This window comes from Pseudomonas sp. BBP2017, assembly GCF_003024385.1.
Lineage (GTDB): Bacteria > Pseudomonadota > Gammaproteobacteria > Pseudomonadales > Pseudomonadaceae > Aquipseudomonas.
The window spans coordinates 22424-35025 of sequence record NZ_PVZN01000022.1; the positions used below are offsets into that span (position 1 = coordinate 22424).

Consider the following 12602-nt stretch of genomic DNA (forward strand, 5'->3'; position numbering starts at 1 on the left):
GGGCAGAGGGCGGTACAATCCGATAATCGACTATCTGTTCGATTATCGAACCGATTGTTGTCATGCTAATGGCGTGAAACGATCGCGGGGCAAGCCCGCTCCCACAAGATCACCTCTGACCCTGTGGGAACGGGCTTGCCCCGCGATAAATCACTCAGGTTGCGTCTGCGTGGCTAACCATACCCTTGATCACCACCGCCACCGTAGCCAACCCGGCCGGGATCACCAGCGCCGTCAGCACCTGCTCGAAGCTCCAGCCCAGGCCCAACAGGGTGGCGCCCATCCAGGCCCCGAGAATGGCGCCAAAGCGGCCAATACCAAGCATCCACGACACGCCCGTGGCGCGGCCCTGAGTCGGGTAGAAACGCGCGGCCAGAGAAGGCATGGCCGACTGCGCACCGTTGACGCACATACCGGCAATCAGTACCAGGGTCGCCAGCACGGTAATGTTGCCCAGGCTCTGACCCACCGCGTAGGCAAATACCCCGGCCAGCAGATAGAAGGTGCCGATCACCTTGTGCGGGTTATAGCGGTCCATGGCCCAACCCACCACCACTGCGCTGAGTACTCCGCCAAACTGGAACAAGGCACCGATAAAGGCGGCCTGCTCCATGCTGGCGCCACTGTCGCGCATCAGGGTCGGCAGCCAGCTGGTCAGCAGATAGACAATCACCAAGCCCATAAAATAGGTCAGCCACAGCAACAAGGTGCCAACGCTGTAGGTGCCGGAAAAGATCACCGCAAAGACATTGCGCGCCTTCACCGTCTTTTGCTCCGGCACGCTGAAACTTGAGGCCTGGCCGACAATGGCCGGCTCGATCGGCGCCAGGGTCTGGCGCACTTTGTCTGTGCCGCGATTGCGCACCACCAGAAAGCGCGCCGACTCTGGCAACCACAACAGCAACACCACGGCCAGTACCAGCGGCAAAACGCCCCCGATCAACAGCAGGCTGTGCCAGCCGAACGCCGGGATCAGTTTGGCCGAGATAAAGCCACCACCAGCCATACCCAGGTTGAAGCCACAGAACATGCTGGTGACCAGCAACGACTTAAGCCGCTCCGGGGTGTACTCAGAGAGCAGCGTGGTGGCGTTGGGCATGCCGGCGCCAAGACCCAGGCCGGTCAGAAAGCGCAGGACCAGTAACTGATCGACGTTGGTGCTGTAGGCCGAAGCCAGGCTGAAAGCGCCAAACACCACCACAGCCCCCACCAGTACCACCTTGCGCCCGAAACGGTCGGCCAACGGTCCTGAACCCAGGGCACCGAAGACCATACCGATCAGCGCCGCGCTCATTACCGGGCCGAGGCTGGCGCGATCGATCCCCCAGTCCTGGGACAGCGCCGGGGCAATAAAGCCCATGGCAGCGGTATCCAGGCCATCAAGAAAGACAATCAGGAAACACAGGATCACTACGCGCCATTGATAGCGCGACAGCGGTTGGGCATTGATAAAGGACTGCACATCAAGGCAGTTCCCGACAGCAGCTTGCGGACTGTTCATTATTTTTATCCAGTAAGAGCGCGCTTATGTGCGGGGCGCGCGTGAGCAACACAATCGATCAGCGCAGATCGATCGGTGCGAAGGACATTAATAACAGGTCGAAAACTGCGCAATTCGATAAACGCAACACTGTGCGTTTATCGAACAGGAACGTGCAGGCTCAGGCAAACAGCTGGGCACTGAGGTCACGGCTGGCAGCGAGCATGATCGGCAAGAAGCGTTGCTCAAGCTCGGTGCGGCTGACCCGACCGGCATGGGTACTGACGTTCAGGGCAGCCAGCACCTGGCCGGAAGCATCGTAGACCGGCACGGCAATCGAGCGCAGGCCCTGCTCCAGCTCCTGATCGACCACACACCAGCCCTGCTCGCGAACCTGTTGCAGGCATTCGAGCAACGCCACCGGGTCGTGGATGGTCCGACTGGTCTTGGCTTGCAGGTCGGCATGCTCCAGGTACTCGTGCAAGGTCGCGTCGTCGAGCGCCGCCAGGAGGATCCTGCCCATGGAGGTGCAATAGGCCGGCAGCCGGCCGCCTACCGAGAGGTCAACCGAGATCAGGCGCTGCACCGTGGCTGAGCGGGCTATATAAAGGATGTCATCGCCTTCGAGGGTGGCCATGTTGCAGGCCTCGTGCAACTGATCGCTCATGCGGTCCAGGTATGGCTGGGCCGACACTGCCAGCGGTGTGGACGACAGGTAGGCATGGCCAAGTGTCAGCACCTTGGGCAACAGTGAATAGGTACGCCCGTCGGTGGTGGCGTAACCCAGCTTGATCAGGGTATGCAGACAACGGCGCACCGCAGCCCGGGGAATTTCCGTGCGATGGCTGATCTGCGCGATGGTCAGGTGACGCTTGCGCTCCTGGAACGCCTGGACCACCGCCAGGCCGCGGGCCAGCGAAGTCATGAAGTCGGGATCACCGGTGAAGGCCTGGATACGCCTGGCCGGTGAAGCGACGATGGGCGGTGCCAACGACGCAAACGAACTGCGCACCTGATCGTTCAATCCGGGCCCTTTGGGCGTTGTTTCTTCTGTCATGGTTCACCTCGGCAACACGGTCACTGGGGCGATTATCGAACCAACGACCGATAATCGCAATTGACCGCTACCCTCAATTGCTTATACCTTTCCTACCGCCACCATGTGGCTTCTTGGAGAGACTGGTCAGGTACCCACCGTAGAAGTCCCAGGCACGGCCTTGCCCACGAAGCGAGGCCGTTTTTTTCTTCCCCCTTGCCTGATCAACAACAGCTCCAATTGCTGAAGAACTTTTCGTCTTGAGCATGTGCTTAAGCGAAACGCCAAGCAAACTTAACAAGCCGGTAACAAAAGCCCATCTTTGTTGTCACTAGAGAAACAACAGAGTGGTACGCTGATGAAACTTGCTTGCTATAATCAAGTTCCGTTGCCGCTACCCAGCTGGCCTTTGCAGGATCCAATCCTCACTTGCCAGAAGTCGTAGGGCGCGGGCCTGAAGCAAGTGACACAAGATTGAACACCCCGTTGTTCGTATCGACTTGCCTAATCAGAATTTACTGTTGCTACGACAGTAATTACGCTCTGGCAGCGTAGCCACGTGCACGTTGCGCGATTGCGCAGCCCTCACGCGTTAACGCCAGAGTTTATTCACAACCAACAGGTAGCACTGTGACGAAAGACGAACTGCGCGCGGAACTTGAGCGTCAGGAACAACGTTACAAGGAAGTTTATGGCGGGGAAGTCACCACCTACGCCGCACAACCCGATCCAGAGCGCAAGCCCTGGCGCAAACGCGCCAGCATTCTTGACCAGGCATTCGCCCAGGAACTGCAAAAGATCGAGAAAGAACTCAAGACCGATGAGACCTGAGCATCACCCATGGCGCCAGCCTGGGCCCGGTCGGACGACTGGTACTTGAGAAAAGTCCGCGGGGCTGATCGTTACAGCCCCCAGCGTATGTCGTAACGGTTTCTGACAAATTTCATACAAACGTTTGAATTTTTAATGTGAGCTACCGCTTACTGTAAACCCTTATATTTTCTCGATTTTTAGCGATTTTAGCCGACATTTACTCAATCGTTCCCGGCACATAGCACCTCGGGAAAGCGCCTCGCCAGCCGGAACCGGTCAGCAGCAGGTGCATCGATTAGCAGGGATTTCTGGCATAATCGCGCCCCCTTATGACCGGGTCAGAAAACCTTCATGATCGATTTATTCAGCGGACTTGATGCCTGGGTACTGGTGAGCCTGTTGCTCGCTTTGACCTTCGTACTCGCCTTCGAGTTCATCAATGGCTTTCATGACACCGCTAACGCGGTTGCTACAGTCATTTATACCAAAGCCATGCCCCCGCACCTGGCGGTGTTCTTCTCCGGGGTATTCAACTTCCTTGGTGTGCTGCTCGGTGGTGTCGGGGTGGCCTATGCCATCGTTCACCTGTTGCCGGTGGAGCTGCTGATCAATGTGAACACCGGTCATGGATTGGCCATGGTCTTCTCCTTGCTCGCCGCCGCCATTGCCTGGAACCTGGGCACCTGGTACTTCGGTATTCCGGCCTCCAGCTCCCACACCCTGATCGGCTCAATCCTCGGCGTTGGCCTGGCCAACGCCCTGATCAGCGATATCCCGCTGGGTGAAGGGGTCAACTGGCAGAAGGCGATCGACATCGCCATGTCCCTGGTGCTCTCGCCCATGGCTGGCTTTGCTGTAGCGGCACTGGTGCTGCTGGGCCTGAAATGGTGGCGCCCGCTGTCGAAGATGCACAAGACGCCTGAGCAGCGCCGCAAGCTCGACGACAAGAAGCACCCGCCGTTCTGGAACCGCCTGGTACTGGTGATTTCGGCAATGGGCGTGAGCTTCGTGCACGGCTCCAACGATGGCCAGAAAGGTATCGGCCTGATCATGCTGGTGTTGATCGGTATCGTCCCGGCGCAGTTCGTACTCGACCTGAACAGCACCACCTACCAGATCGAGCGGACCCGCGACGCCACCCTGCACCTGAGCCAGTTCTACCAGCGCAACCAAGCAACACTGGGTGAGTTCCTGGCCCTGGGCAAAGCCAAAAATGGCGACCTTCCGGAGCAATTCAGCTGCAACCCGCAGCAGACCGAGCCGACCATCAATGCCTTGCTCGACTCTCTCAAGGGTGTAACCGAGTACCGCTCGCTGACCCCGGAAAAACGCATCGAAGTGCGTCGTTATCTGCTTTGCCTGGATGACACTGCCAAGAAAGTCGGCAAGCTGCCGGGCCTGCAGCCCCGCGAGAAGGCTGACCTGGACAAACTGCGCAAAGACCTGACTGCCACCACCGAGTACGCCCCGTTCTGGGTGATCCTCGCGGTTGCCCTGGCATTGGGTCTGGGTACCATGGTGGGCTGGAAGCGTGTGGTACTGACCATCGGTGAGAAAATCGGCAAGCAGGGTATGACCTATGCCCAAGGCATGTCGGCACAGATCACCGCAGCCTGCGCCATCGGCATGGCCAACATCTTCAGCCTGCCGGTATCGACTACCCACGTGCTGTCGTCGGGTGTGGCCGGCACGATGGTGGCGAACAAGAGCGGCCTGCAAGGCGGTACCGTCAAGACCATCCTGATGGCCTGGGTCCTGACCCTGCCGGCAACCGTGGGCCTGTCGGCCGGGTTGTTCTGGCTGGCGACCCAGTTCATCGGTTGATCCCTGCTGCATTGAAAAAGGCGCCTTCGGCGCCTTTTTTGTAGCATACTGTGGGAGCCGTCAGTTACCGACGCTTGCTACCACCGAGCAACGAGCCCATCAGGCCGCGCACCAACTGGCGTCCGAACTGGTTGGCGGCCTGCCGTACCGCCGACTTGATCGCCTGCCCCGCAGCGCTCTGGAGGAATTCACCAGCCTGGTCAGCAAAGCTTTGCTCGGCAGTTGCGGGCGCCTGCTCAGGCTGCGCGACCCCGCCTTTGCGGGCATTGAGCATTTCGTAGGCCGACTCGCGATCCACCGGTTTGTCGTAGCGCCCGGCCAGTGGTGAGGCGGCAATCAGTGCGGCACGCTCTGTGTCGCTCAACGGCCCGATGCGCGATTGTGGCGGCGCGATCAACACCCGCTGGACCATGCCTGGCGTGCCCTTATCCTGCAGGGTACCGACCAACGCTTCGCCAATCCCGAGCTCGGTCAACACGCTCAGGGTGTCAATGTCAGGATTGGGACGGAAGCCATCGGCCACCGCCTTCAAAGACTTCTGTTCCTTGGCCGTAAAAGCGCGCAGGCCGTGCTGGATACGCAAACCCAGTTGCGCCAGGACATCATCCGGCAAATCGCTCGGCGACTGGGTGACGAAATACACCCCGACCCCCTTGGAGCGAATCAACCGAACCACTTGCTCCAGACGATCCTGCAACGCCTTCGGCGTGCCGCTGAACAACAGATGCGCCTCATCGAAAAACAATGCCAGCAGCGGTTTGTCGGCATCGCCACGCTCGGGCAACTGCTCGAACAACTCGGCCAGCAACCACAGCAGGAAGGTCGCATAGACCTTGGGTGCCTCGTGCACCAGGCGGCTGGCGTCCAGCAGATGGATACGCCCGCGACCGTCGGCATCCGGACGTAGCAGATCTTCCAGTTGCACCGCCGGCTCACCGAACAACGCCTCGGCGCCCTGCTGCTCCAGGGTGGCCAGGCGCCGCAACAGCGCCTGACTGGAACCAGTGGTCATCAGTGCGCTGTCTTCTCCGAGCAATTGCGGGTTGTCCTTGAGGTGTGCCAACAGCGCCTTGAGGTCCTTGATATCGAGCAGCAGCAGGCCTTCACGGTCGGCCACTTTGAACGCGGCATACAGTGCGGCCTGCTGACTGTCGGTCAGCTCCAGCAGGTTGCCCAGCAATAACGGACCCATTTCACTGAGGGTGGTGCGCAATGGATGGCCAGATTGCCCATGGACATCCCACAGACTGACCGGATACGCGTGCGCACGATGCCCGAGCCAGGACATTCCGGCGATACGCTCGGCGACTTTGCCCTGAGGGTTGCCCACCGCGCCCAGGCCACACAGGTCGCCTTTGACGTCAGCGGCGAACACCGCCACTCCGGCATCGCTGAATGCTTCTGCCATATGCTGCAGGGTTACGGTCTTGCCGGTTCCGGTAGCCCCCGCAACCAGGCCATGACGGTTGGTCAGGCGCATGGCCTGGGTTACGGCTTGCCCGGCCAGATCGGCACCGAGAATGAACTGCGAAGAGTCAGGCATGTTTTTTCACCCTCTGTTTAAGCTTTGGCTCGAATCGGCCGATATCTCATTAGCGATAGACCATCAGAAAGACAGGAAAAGCCCGACAAGGAAAGGGGACCTGCACTGCTTTCAAACTGTTCTTTGTGCGAACGACCCGGATAACAAAACCTTAGCGGACCGACACGTTATGAACAAAAGCCTCCGATTCAGCCACAAGATACTTCTGGCCGCTTCTCTGATCGTCATGATCGCCTTCACGTTGTTCACTTTGTACAACGATTTCCTGCAGCGCAATGCGATCCGTGAAGATCTGGAAAGTTATCTCACGCAAATGGGCGATAGCACATCAACCAATATCAAAAACCTGTTTGATGGACGCATTCTGCTCGTACAAAACGCGGCTCAGAATATTGCCGCGTTTCCCGACGCCGAGAACGCCGGCACCCTGTTGGGTCAACAAGCCCTGATATCAAGCTTTCTGACGGTCTACCTGGGGGACATCAATGGTGGCTTCACTATTCGCCCGCAGACCAAGATGCCCGACGGCTATGACCCGCGTGTTCGCCCCTGGTACAAGGACGGGCTGGCCGCCAACGGCCCGATCCTGACCGAACCCTATATTGACGCCAGCACCGGTAAAATGGTGATTTCAGTCGTCACCACTGCCGCGCGCAACATCGGTGTGGTCGGCGGCGATCTGGCTCTGGACGGCCTGAGCGACATCGTCAACTCACTGAACTTCGGCGGGATGGGTTATGCCTTTCTGGTCAATGACCAAGGCAAGATCCTCGTACACCCTGACAACAACCTGGTGATGAAGTCGCTGTCAGACCTGTTCCCGCAGAACACCCCGCGGTTGAGCAAAGAACTGAGCGAAGTTCAGCTCAACGGCGAAACCCGCCTGTTGAGCTTCACCCCGGTCAAGGGTCTGCCATCGGCCAACTGGTACATCGGCCTGTCCGTCGACAAGGACAAGGCTTACTCGATGCTGAGCAAATTCCGCACCTCGGCAGTGATCGCCACACTGGTTGCCGTGGTGATCATCATCGCCCTGCTCGGCGTGTTGATCCGCATCCTGCTGCAGCCGCTGCACACCATGACCCGGGCCATGGAAGACATCGCCGAAGGCGAAGGTGACCTGACCAAGCGTCTGACCCTGCACAGCCACGACGAATTCGGCATCCTCGGCACCGCGTTCAACCGTTTCGTCGAACGTATTCATACTTCGATCCGTGAGGTGTCTTCGGCTACCGAACAGGTCAACGAAGTGGCATTGCGGGTGGTGAGCGCGTCCAATTCGTCGATGGTCAACTCCGACGAGCAGTCCAACCGCACCAACAGCGTCGCGGCCGCCATCAATCAGCTCGGCGCCGCTGCTCAGGAGATCGCCCATAACGCCGCCCAGGCCTCGCAGCAGGCAAGCTCGGCACGCCATCTGGCCGAAGAAGGCCAGCAAGTGGTCGATCGCAGCATTGCCGCAATGAACCGTCTGTCGGATCTGATCTGCACCTCCAGCTCGCACATTGAGACGCTCAACAGCAAGACCGTGAACATCGGCCAGATTCTCGAAGTGATCACCAGCATCTCGCAGCAGACCAACCTGCTGGCGCTCAACGCAGCAATCGAAGCCGCCCGCGCCGGTGAAGCCGGGCGCGGTTTCGCCGTGGTCGCCGATGAGGTGCGCAACCTTGCTCACCGTACCCAGGAGTCGGCACAGCAGGTGCAGAACATGATCGAGGAGCTGCAGGTCGGCGCCCGCGAATCTGTCGACACCATGGGCCAGAGTCAGCGCCACAGCCAGGACAGCGTCGAGATCGCCAACCAAGCCGGTGAGCGCCTGGGCAGCGTGACCCTGCGCATCGGCGAGATCGACGGCATGAACCAGTCGGTAGCCACCGCTACCGAGGAGCAGACCGCCGTGGTTGACTCGATCAACATGGACATCAACGAGATCAACATGCTCAACCAGGAAGGCGTCGAGAATCTGCAATCGACCCTGCGCGCCTGCGCCGATCTGGAGCAACAGGCCAGCCGCCTGAAACACCTGGTCGGCAGCTTCCGCATCTGACTGACAGCGGGCAGCGGCGCACGCCGCTGCCCCTCCCCTCGTAACGCGATCGAACAAACTATCCTTTAAAGAGGTCAACCTTAGGGCGCGTCATCCGCTACTAGCCAAAGCCGCAAGACACACTCGCAAGTCGATTTCGGAGGGATGCTGATCGTGCACATCGCCGACATCACCATGTTCTACGCCCCCGCCAGTGGCGGCGTGCGTACCTATCTTGATGCCAAACATCGCCGCCTGGGGCGCACCCCCGGTGTCCGCCACAGCCTGTTGATACCCGGTGCCAGCCCCCAGCATGCCAACGGCATCTACCAGGTGCCGGCACCCGCCCTGCCGTTCGGCAATGGCTATCGCTTTCCGTTGCGCCTGGCACCCTGGCGCAACGTACTGGAAGAACTGCAACCGGACCTGATCGAAGTCGGCGACCCTTACCTGACCGCCTGGGCAGCTCTGGATGCCCGCCGCCAGCGCGATGTACCGGTCATCGGTTTCTATCACTCTGACCTGCCATTGCTGGTCAGCAATCGCATGGGCAACTGGTTCACCCCTAATGTCGAGGCCTATGTCAGCAAGCTGTATGGCAATTTCGACCGGGTCCTGACGCCAAGCCTGGTGATGGCCAACAAACTGCGCCGCCTGGGTATCGGCAATGTGCATGTTCAACGTCTTGGCGTCGATCTCACCACCTTTCATCCGCAGCACCGTGACCTGGCGCTACGTCGGCAATTGCACATCGCCGACAGTACCCACTTGCTGGTGTTCGCCGGCCGCGGCTCGCGAGAGAAAAACCTGCCGGTGCTGCTCGACTGCATGCAACACCTGGGCAGGCACTATCACCTGTTGCTGGTGGGCTCGCACATGCCCGGCTATGTACCGGTCAATGTCACGGTGATTAATCACTTCTGCCCGCCCCACGAAGTCGCCCGCCTGCTGGCCAGCGCCGACGCCCTGGTGCATGCGGGTGATCAGGAGACCTTCGGCCTGGTCATCCTTGAAGCCATGGCCAGTGCGATTCCAGTCGTTGCCGTCGCCGCAGGCGCTTTCGAGGAAATCCTCGACCAGCGCTTTGGCCGCCTGTGTCCGCCCAATGACGGCCCGGCAATGGCCAGGGCCGTGCGCGAAGTGTTCGAAGAAGGGGCTACGCAGCTCGGTTGGCAGGCGCGTCGGCATGTCGAGCAGCGCTATTCCTGGGACAGCGTAGTCAATGGCCTGCTGACCCACTACCGGGCAGTGCTTGGCCATGAGCTGCCGGTACGGGCTCATGCCTGAGCCCAGCGTCAATCTATGCAACGGGCAAAGTCTGCTGCTGGTATTGCATGACGTAGCCCCGCACACCTGGCCGGACTACCAACCGTTCGTCAAGGCAGTCGATGCTCTGGGCGAGATTCCCATGACCTGGCTGGTGGTACCGGACTTCCACAAGCAGCATCCACTGGCCTCGGCAAAGGGCTTTCGGCACATGCTCGACCAGCGCCTGCGCCGTGGCGACGAGTTGGTGCTGCACGGCTACTACCACGTCGATGACAGCCCGCCGCCACACTCGGCGCGGGACTACTTTCTACGCCGTGTCTACACCTTGGAAGGTGAGTTCTGCAGCCTAGATCAAGGCTGCGCGCTAGAGCGCCTGGAGGCGGGTATGGCAGCGTTTCGGCGCTTCGACTGGCCGCTGGCGGGCTTCGTCGCACCGGCCTGGTTGATGAGCGAAGGCACCCGTCAGGCGTTGAGCACCCTGCCCTTGCAGTACACCAGCGATCCACGGCACTTCTATCGCCTGCCCGACTTTACCCCGGTCGCTGCCCCCAGCCTGGTCTGGAGCGCACGCAGTGCCTGGCGCCGGGGCCTGTCAAAGCTCGTCTGCGAGCTGCAGGCTGCCCGCCTGCAACAGACGCCAGTAATACGCCTGGGCTTGCATCCGGTGGATATGCGCCATGATTTTTCTCGCAACTACTGGATGCAAACCTTGCAACAGCTGCTGCGCCAGGGCCACGTGCCCTTGACCAAATCCGCCTGGCTGAACAGCAGGCGATAACGTGCTGCACAGCCTCAAACGCAGCCTGGAAGGCATGCTGCTGAGCAATATCGCGCTTTCCGGGGGGCCGTTACTGGCGCGCTTCAATCAGGCTCGGGCACGTCGCAAGGGCGCTGCCACTGCTTCCAGAGTTCGGCGGCACCAGGGAAATCGGTACCATCCTCACTGCCCAGTGCTTCTGGGTCGTAACGGCTCAGGCAGCCTTCTCCGAGGGTTCGCGGGGCTTTGGAGGTTGCCTTGTCGAGGGGATCGGCCATGCTACAACCTCCTGCCTTGCGCGTGGTTAGTTGAAGACCACGGTTTTGTTGCCATGCACCAGCACACGGTCTTCCAGGTGATAGCGCAAGCCACGCGCCAGCACCATCTTTTCGACGTCACGGCCGAACCGGACCATGTCTTCAATACTGTCACTGTGGCTGACCCGCACCACGTCCTGCTCGATGATCGGCCCGGCGTCCAGCTCTTCGGTTACATAGTGGCAGGTCGCACCGATCAGCTTCACACCCCGCAACGAGGCCTGGTGATAAGGTTTGGCGCCGACGAACGAAGGCAGGAAGCTGTGGTGAATGTTGATCACCTGCTGGGCGTATTCCTGGCACAGCTGCGGTGGCAGGATCTGCATGTAACGCGCCAGCACCACGACGTCGGCACCGTGTTCCTTGACCAGGCGCGAAACTTCGGCAAACGCCGGTTGCTTGTCCTGCGGATCGACCGGTACATGGAAGAACGGAATGCCATGCCACTCGACCATGCTGCGCAGATCGTTGTGGTTGGAAATCACACAAGGAATGTCGCAATCAAGTTCCTTGGCGTGCCAGCGGTGCAACAGGTCAGCCAGACAGTGAGACTCTCGGCTGGCCATCAGTACCACACGTTTTTTCTGGTCGGTATCGGTGATACGCCAGACCATGGAAAATTCTTCAGCAATCGGTGCGAACGCTTCGCGCAAAGCCTCAATGCCGAATGGCAGCGTATCTGCGCGGATTTCGTGACGCATGAAGAACCAACCGCTCTGCTCATCGGAATGATGGCTCGCTTCGTTGATCCAGCCGTTATGGGACGCCAGGAAATTACTGACTTTGGCGACGATGCCAACGCGGTCGGGGCAAGCAATCACCAGCCGGTAGGTGCGCATGAAAGGGACTCCAGATACTTCGCAAAGGCGCTTATTCTAACGAGTGCCCGGAAAAACTGCAGTAGGCAATGCACACATCCTGCCACCCGGATCTGCAGTACCTGAAAACAGGACAACGCTACGCGACACATGGCGTGGCGCCCAATTAACGCTTTCTGCCACTCTTAGTTTGTAAAATTTTTTTAATAAAATTTATCGGTTCGATTTAACCACGCCCGCATTTATTGCCAAGTTTAATGTTTACTTGGCAGTAAGCTCTGACTATTATTGCCCCACTGTCTACCTGATTCCCCCCCATTTCCAAGGATCACCCAATGTCCCTGATTAACGAATACCGCGCCACCGAAGAAGCCATCAAAGAATTGCAGGCTCGCCTGACCAGCCTGTCGAATGACGACAAGCTGAAGAAAGAGCTGGAGTTCGAAGGCAAACTGCGCAACCTGATGGGCGAATATCAGAAGTCGCTGCGCGATATCATTGCACTGCTCGACCCTGAAGCCAAATCGAGCAAAACCCCACGTGGCGCGGTTAAAACCACCGGCACCAAGCGCGCGCGCAAGGTCAAGCAATACAAGAACCCGCACAACGGTGAAGTCATCGAAACCAAAGGCGGCAACCACAAAACCCTGAAAGAGTGGAAAGCCAAGTGGGGTGGCGATGTGGTTGAAGGCTGGGCAACCCTGCTGGGTTAATTG

11 protein-coding genes and 1 pseudogene are annotated in these 12602 nt (G+C 59.4%); 7 read left to right on the forward strand and 5 right to left on the reverse strand.

Going from position 1 to position 12602, the window contains the following annotated elements; translation table 11 throughout:
• Positions 1-154 precede the first annotated feature (154 nt).
• Entirely contained in the window at positions 155-1501 is a 1347-nt protein-coding gene (locus tag C6382_RS21540; protein ID WP_107026345.1) for an MFS transporter, read from the reverse strand.
• A gap of 160 nt (positions 1502-1661) precedes the next feature.
• Positions 1662-2537, reverse strand: a complete 876-nt coding sequence (pcaR, locus tag C6382_RS21545) for a pca regulon transcriptional regulator PcaR (RefSeq protein WP_178082817.1) — start codon at positions 2535-2537, stop codon at positions 1662-1664.
• A gap of 609 nt (positions 2538-3146) precedes the next feature.
• Between pcaR and C6382_RS21550 the strand changes: the two genes are divergently transcribed.
• Together C6382_RS21550 and C6382_RS21555 are read left to right on the forward strand one after the other, a co-directional pair.
• The gene (locus C6382_RS21550; RefSeq protein ID WP_107026347.1) at positions 3147-3347 is read left to right on the forward strand and encodes a hypothetical protein; all 201 of its coding nucleotides are present in this window, start codon (positions 3147-3149) and stop codon (positions 3345-3347) included.
• A 333-nt stretch (positions 3348-3680) separates the two neighbouring features.
• Positions 3681-5153, forward strand: a complete 1473-nt coding sequence (locus C6382_RS21555) for an inorganic phosphate transporter (protein ID WP_107026348.1) — start codon at positions 3681-3683, stop codon at positions 5151-5153.
• 64 nt (positions 5154-5217) lie between these two features.
• Here the strand turns inward: C6382_RS21555 and C6382_RS21560 are convergent, their stop codons facing one another.
• Positions 5218-6696 (reverse strand): helicase HerA-like domain-containing protein, encoded by a 1479-nt coding sequence (locus C6382_RS21560; RefSeq protein WP_107026349.1) that lies wholly within the window; start codon positions 6694-6696, stop codon positions 5218-5220.
• Positions 6697-6922: 226 nt separating this feature from the next.
• Between C6382_RS21560 and C6382_RS24785 the strand changes: the two are divergent.
• The 4 genes and pseudogenes from C6382_RS24785 to C6382_RS21575 all read left to right on the forward strand — a co-directional run.
• Positions 6923-7888 (forward strand): annotated as a pseudogene (locus tag C6382_RS24785) (cache domain-containing protein); the annotation flags it as partial.
• Positions 7889-7981: 93 nt separating this feature from the next.
• Positions 7982-8746, forward strand: coding sequence for a methyl-accepting chemotaxis protein (locus C6382_RS24790; RefSeq protein WP_371919649.1), 765 nt, complete (start codon positions 7982-7984; stop codon positions 8744-8746).
• A gap of 144 nt (positions 8747-8890) precedes the next feature.
• On the forward strand, positions 8891-10012 hold the full coding sequence (locus C6382_RS21570; RefSeq protein WP_107026351.1) for a glycosyltransferase family 1 protein: 1122 nt from the start codon (positions 8891-8893) through the stop codon (positions 10010-10012).
• Entirely contained in the window at positions 10005-10772 is a 768-nt protein-coding gene (locus tag C6382_RS21575) for a DUF2334 domain-containing protein (RefSeq protein WP_107026352.1), read from the forward strand. The genes C6382_RS21570 and C6382_RS21575 overlap by 8 nt, the downstream gene beginning before the upstream one ends.
• Before the next feature lie 83 nt (positions 10773-10855).
• Here C6382_RS21575 and C6382_RS24185 read toward each other — a convergent pair whose 3' ends face one another.
• Positions 10856-11029, reverse strand: a complete 174-nt coding sequence (locus C6382_RS24185) for a hypothetical protein (RefSeq protein ID WP_178082818.1) — start codon at positions 11027-11029, stop codon at positions 10856-10858.
• Between the two features lie 26 nt (positions 11030-11055).
• Positions 11056-11907, reverse strand: coding sequence for a formyltetrahydrofolate deformylase (gene purU, locus C6382_RS21580; RefSeq protein ID WP_107026353.1), 852 nt, complete (start codon positions 11905-11907; stop codon positions 11056-11058).
• Between the two features lie 314 nt (positions 11908-12221).
• On the opposite strand from purU, the gene mvaT reads away from it, so the two are divergent.
• Entirely contained in the window at positions 12222-12599 is a 378-nt protein-coding gene (mvaT, locus tag C6382_RS21585) for a histone-like nucleoid-structuring protein MvaT (protein WP_107026354.1), read from the forward strand.
• Positions 12600-12602 lie beyond the last annotated feature (3 nt).

Coding starts and splice junctions, on each gene's coding strand:
- C6382_RS21540 (WP_107026345.1), bottom strand. CDS start 1,501: ATGAACAGTCCGCAAGCTGCTGTCGGGAACTGCCTTGATGTGCAGTCC.
- pcaR (WP_178082817.1), bottom strand. CDS start 2,537: ATGACAGAAGAAACAACGCCCAAAGGGCCCGGATTGAACGATCAGGTG.
- C6382_RS21555 (WP_107026348.1), top strand. CDS start 3,681: ATGATCGATTTATTCAGCGGACTTGATGCCTGGGTACTGGTGAGCCTG.
- C6382_RS21560 (WP_107026349.1), bottom strand. CDS start 6,696: ATGCCTGACTCTTCGCAGTTCATTCTCGGTGCCGATCTGGCCGGGCAA.
- C6382_RS24790 (WP_371919649.1), top strand. CDS start 7,982: ATGGTCAACTCCGACGAGCAGTCCAACCGCACCAACAGCGTCGCGGCC.
- C6382_RS21570 (WP_107026351.1), top strand. CDS start 8,891: ATGCTGATCGTGCACATCGCCGACATCACCATGTTCTACGCCCCCGCC.
- C6382_RS21575 (WP_107026352.1), top strand. CDS start 10,005: ATGCCTGAGCCCAGCGTCAATCTATGCAACGGGCAAAGTCTGCTGCTG.
- C6382_RS24185 (WP_178082818.1), bottom strand. CDS start 11,029: ATGGCCGATCCCCTCGACAAGGCAACCTCCAAAGCCCCGCGAACCCTC.
- purU (WP_107026353.1), bottom strand. CDS start 11,907: ATGCGCACCTACCGGCTGGTGATTGCTTGCCCCGACCGCGTTGGCATC.
- mvaT (WP_107026354.1), top strand. CDS start 12,222: ATGTCCCTGATTAACGAATACCGCGCCACCGAAGAAGCCATCAAAGAA.